A 4,613-nucleotide genomic window follows, 5' to 3' on the forward strand; every position below is an offset into this window, starting at 1 on the left:
GGAAGAGACGCAGGAAGAGGATCCGCGCATCCGTGCGATGATCCAAAATGATTTTGAAAAGGTCACTTGGTTCCAGGATACACATCGTGAGCTGGAATTCTTTCTGATGCTGCGCGATGAGGATGAAGCGACTCTGATGAAGAACTATGACGAGCTGGTCGCAGAGCTTCAGTATGCCGGGTTTCGGACGAAGGACCTGAACATGCACGATCTCTACGACTATGTCGCTTATATGTATGAGAATCCGCTGATCAATGATTATTATTTCTCACGAGGTGTCTTCAGCTGTCTGGCAGAGGAGAGTGAAGATATCTTCCTATCGAAAGACAACTATCATGAACCGGATTTCGATTATGATGATTATTACAGACTTCGGAAGGAGGGAGAACATGTGGAATAATGACCTGTTGAAGAAAAAAAGTACGTTCCAGCCGATCGGACTGAAGATCCAAAGAGGCCACTACATCCTGGGAGACCGTTATATCAAATCTCTGCTCGTCACCGAGCTCCCCCGACAATTCGAACTCGGTCTCCTGAGCTCCTACGTTTCGAATCCGGAGATCAAGGTCTTCATGCGTACGGAGCCGTTGGATCTGGACTGTGCCGGTATGCTGAAGAAGGAATACAATGATAAGAGCAGAGAATATCAGAAGAGCGGGAACGACCCGACGAGGAGAGAGATCCTGGAGAATGAGCTGATCTCATTGAATACCTACATCAAGGAGATCATCGATAATCACGATGTGACCTGGAACATCACCATCGTCTTCAGCGTCTATGCTGACACAGAAAAGGAGGTGAACAAACGATGTCAGGATCTCAATCTCCGCTTACGGGCAGAGGGCTTCAAGCTGACCAGTGCTCCCGTCATGCAGGAGAATCTGATGCGGGTCGCTTCCCCATTGTTCGTCGACAGTCTCCTCCCTGCTGAAGTGGAAAAGAATATCGGTATCCCGCTCCCTTCACTAGGTCTGGCCGGTCTCTATCCGTTCGTATTCGAAACACTGAAGGATCGTGACGGCTTCCTGCTGGGACATGAGCTGATGAATAAAGGAGCGATCCTATTCGATCAATTCCAATGGCTCGATGACCCGATGAGTGCCCGGGCACTGAATCGCCTGAGTGGGAATCTCGTCATCGTCGGAGGTACCGGATTCGGTAAGTCTACACTGATGAAGCTGTTGATCCGTTTCTACATCCGTACACACAAAAAGATCATCTGGATAGACCCGGAGAACAAGAACAACTCCCTGACGAAGCGTTATGGAGGTACGTTCATCAACTGGGGGCGGCGAGGCCATATCATCAATGTCTTCGATCTGAAGCCGATCTCCGTGGAAGAGGATGAGGACGCCAGCGTCAAATGGGATACAGAGCTTGCCATATACAACTGTGTCGATGATGTCAAGATTATCCTGCGCTATCTCGTACCCTCTATCAGTGATGACACCCTTTCCATCGTAGGAGATCAGATGGTCATGCTGTATGCCGATCATGGATTGACGCCGGAAACGGATTTCCGTGGACTTCCGGCTTCTGCATATCCGACCTTCTCCGATCTCGACGTACGTCTGCAGAAGAGCATAGAGGAGTGTCAGAAGCAGCCGCATGCCGATACGAAGGAGCTGGAGCTGCTGCGGGATCTGCGGCTGAAGATAAAGCCACTGCTCAAAGAATGGTCGATCTACTTCAATGGACATACATCGCTGGGTCAGGAGGACTTATCGAAGGATATCATCGCGTTCGGTACGAAGACGCTGCTGGAGAAGCCGCTGACATTGATCAATGCGCTGAATCACATCATGTACCAATTTGCCTGGTCGTTGTGTCTGGATGAGTCCGTAGAGTCTGCTTTCGTTCTGGATGAGGCGCATACGCAGATACTGACGCCGATGAGTGCGGAAAGAGTAGCACAGTACACGCGAAGATCCAGAAAGTATCACAATGTCTGTACGATCGCGACGCAGGAGCCGAAGGACTTTGCGGGGAAAGACATCCTCGTACATGGAAAAGCGATCTTCAACAACAGCGTCTATAAGATGATCATGCATCTGGAGCGCGACGGGACCAACGATCTGAGCAAGTTCATCACCGTCAATGAGAATGAGAAAGGACTGATCGAGCAGCTGCGTATGGGTGATGCATTGTTCGTCTGTGGAGACCGTCATATCCCATTGCATGTCCTTGCGACAGAGAACGAGTTGAAGGAGATGGCATGACCAAGGAATTGAAGACTAGGCACATGGATCTATTCCCTATCATTCAAACATCAGTTTTCATGACAGGTAGTCCACGAGCGTGATAGATCCATCAGGAAAAGACAGTACCTGGCAACTTGCCAGGTAGCTTTTCACAAAAGATAGGACAATGATGGGAGGTAAGGTCATGGACTTATTCAAACATATCTTCCATGTGATCCGCATAGTTACTGTGAAAGAATATCCTCTTTCAGAAATAAAGCAACAGATCAGAAATAAGGTCATAGGACCAGGTGATCGGATCAGAGTCAAAGGATATCTGAGCTGTTTTGCGCCCATATGTGAACCTGATACATTCGTTCCTAAAATGATAACATATGATCGTAAACATGATGAAGTACATGTGGTATCCTGTTCGCCGGTCGTAAGGAACCTTCAATCGGAAGAATATGGAGTTGCATTTCTCTATCCGCAACAGGAAGGGCGTTTTGAATATGAGCTAGAAAACAGTGCGGAGAGATTGCAGATCACAGATAAGAACAGGTTCATCCCAGTAGTAATGAGAAAACAGGAATATAGAAAATTTTCAGAAAAACAGGTCGAGATGATCTGTTCCATCGAAGATATATGTGTATGTGATCCAAAAGATGAATTCATATTCAAAACACGTGAGTTCAGAAAAGTGAATGATTGGTTCACAGACCTCTATATTCCCCAATATTCAGCATATTGTCTAAAGGCGCAATCCATACTTCCGGATAACAACGGAGATAGAAAAGATCCTGTCATCGTACCGTATGCCATCGAATATCAGGTATCTTGTAAGGATGAAGAAATAGATCTATTCGAAGAGCTCCACACAGCGCTTGTAAAAGCCTTCGTAAACGAAAATAGCCGATACAAGATATGGCACATGGGAGAAGAAAGTCATGACTTCATACTGGCAGAAGATCCGGGTCTAAAAATCGTTTATAAGTTCGACGGGAAAGTCGGCTTTTATCAAAATATAGATATAACAGATACTTTGATCTATGAGCAGCAAATGATGCTATTGGAAGAACGATTATTACAGTTCAAAGACCATTTACATGCTTCGATACATTTGGATCTAGTGTATCTATCCGATATCGGCATGTCAAGGGTCCTAGATATCGGTCGTTATAAGCCAAAGGCAAATTTAGCCTGAAGTCGATAAGGCCAATCTATTTCATAGTCATTCTATTGAAAGGATGCAGATGGCAGGTGATCTACGAACGAGGTATCCCTATCTTAGAAAGCATTACCTGGCAAGTTGCCAGGTAACTTATAAAATTGGAATGAAGAAAGGCTATACCTTGATCGATGATATATGACATTTTCAAAATATGCGGGAGATTTCCCGTTTTTTTGCTCGTCGATCGAAGGCTTTCGATATGGAAAGGAGAATCTGATATGGAAAAGCATACAGAACATAAGCTGCTTCATAAAGCAATCGAAAGAATAAGCTATCGATATCGTCATGAAAAGGCGTTATCGAGCTTCAAAGAAAAGAAACTGCGATACCTCTCCATGAATGAGGATGAATTCCTACTGAGCTATATAGAGATCAGTGCGAGATGTATATGTAAGAAATGGATACTCTTCTTTTCTTCGATGATCTGGCTGATGATGACGATATCTTTGTCTTTCTATGTGAAGAAGCTGCTTGCTGTCCTTCCCACGATAGCTGATCAGGAATATCGAAGCACGATCCTGCTCATATCTGTCAGTGTACCTGCGATGATCCTCCTGCCGTGGCTCATCTGCCTGATACATGCGTTCATCAAGCAATATCGACGGACGAAAGAAAAAATGATCATGGATGAGGTAAGAAGATATCTGCAATAGCTCATGCGAAAAGAAAGGAAGAAACATACATGGCAAGATGGCTGAAAGGTATCGCTCATTTATCTGCATTCGATGCGATCGAACAGATCAAACATGCCGCAGATGAAGAAGAAAAAAAGTGTTTGATCCAGATGGAAAGGGAAAGAAGAAAGAAAAATCGGTATAGGACAAATGTGATAATAGTTGCTGGCTTGATCATAAACCTAGTTACTATTCCAATGCTGTTTCTTAGGATCAAACAACGAATCTTTGATATCTTAATACTGGACTATGCAGTAAGCGTCACCGTATCCGGCTGTACGATATGCATGACAGCGCTGACAGTATTTTATTTAAAGGGTCTTATAAAATCAAATCGTTGACCTTTTTATCCCCCCCAAAAAAAGGAGCTGATACGAACGAAACGAATAGGTAGCATAGCGTTGACCATTCTATTGGTTTTGGTATCCTTATGTTTATGCGGTCATTTCCGGATCTATTGTATCCTGAGTGGTTCGATGGAGCCCACGATATCCACCGGCAGTCTCATACTGGTCGATACCGATGTTG

At 44.9% G+C, this 4,613-nt stretch carries 5 protein-coding genes; all 5 read left to right on the forward strand.

Going from position 1 to position 4,613, the window contains the following annotated elements; genetic code table 11:
* Positions 1-400: hypothetical protein (locus NE665_RS23230; protein ID WP_256302661.1), on the forward strand; the 400-nt coding region annotated here is incomplete at its 5' end.
* The gene (locus tag NE665_RS23235; RefSeq protein ID WP_002610762.1) at positions 390-2,219 is read left to right on the forward strand and encodes a hypothetical protein; all 1,830 of its coding nucleotides are present in this window, start codon (positions 390-392) and stop codon (positions 2,217-2,219) included. The genes NE665_RS23230 and NE665_RS23235, both read left to right, overlap by 11 nt.
* Before the next feature lie 166 nt (positions 2,220-2,385).
* On the forward strand, positions 2,386-3,384 hold the full coding sequence (locus NE665_RS23240) for a hypothetical protein (protein ID WP_002610761.1): 999 nt from the start codon (positions 2,386-2,388) through the stop codon (positions 3,382-3,384).
* 245 nt (positions 3,385-3,629) lie between these two features.
* Positions 3,630-4,064, forward strand: a complete 435-nt coding sequence (locus NE665_RS23245) for a hypothetical protein (RefSeq protein WP_008729092.1) — start codon at positions 3,630-3,632, stop codon at positions 4,062-4,064.
* A gap of 29 nt (positions 4,065-4,093) precedes the next feature.
* Positions 4,094-4,426: a hypothetical protein gene (locus tag NE665_RS23250; RefSeq protein ID WP_008729091.1), complete on the forward strand. Its 333-nt coding sequence runs from the start codon at positions 4,094-4,096 to the stop codon at positions 4,424-4,426.
* The last annotated feature ends 187 nt before the right edge of the window (positions 4,427-4,613 follow it).

This window comes from Clostridium sp. DFI.1.208, assembly GCF_024463855.1.
In the GTDB taxonomy this organism is placed as follows: domain Bacteria; phylum Bacillota_I; class Bacilli_A; order Erysipelotrichales; family Erysipelotrichaceae; genus Clostridium_AQ.

Excerpts from the sequence above, each read along its gene's own strand:
- NE665_RS23250 (WP_008729091.1), top strand. The coding sequence starts at position 4,094 with ATGGCAAGATGGCTGAAAGGTATCGCTCATTTATCTGCATTCGATGCG.
- NE665_RS23245 (WP_008729092.1), top strand. The coding sequence starts at position 3,630 with ATGGAAAAGCATACAGAACATAAGCTGCTTCATAAAGCAATCGAAAGA.
- NE665_RS23235 (WP_002610762.1), top strand. The coding sequence starts at position 390 with ATGTGGAATAATGACCTGTTGAAGAAAAAAAGTACGTTCCAGCCGATC.
- NE665_RS23240 (WP_002610761.1), top strand. The coding sequence starts at position 2,386 with ATGGACTTATTCAAACATATCTTCCATGTGATCCGCATAGTTACTGTG.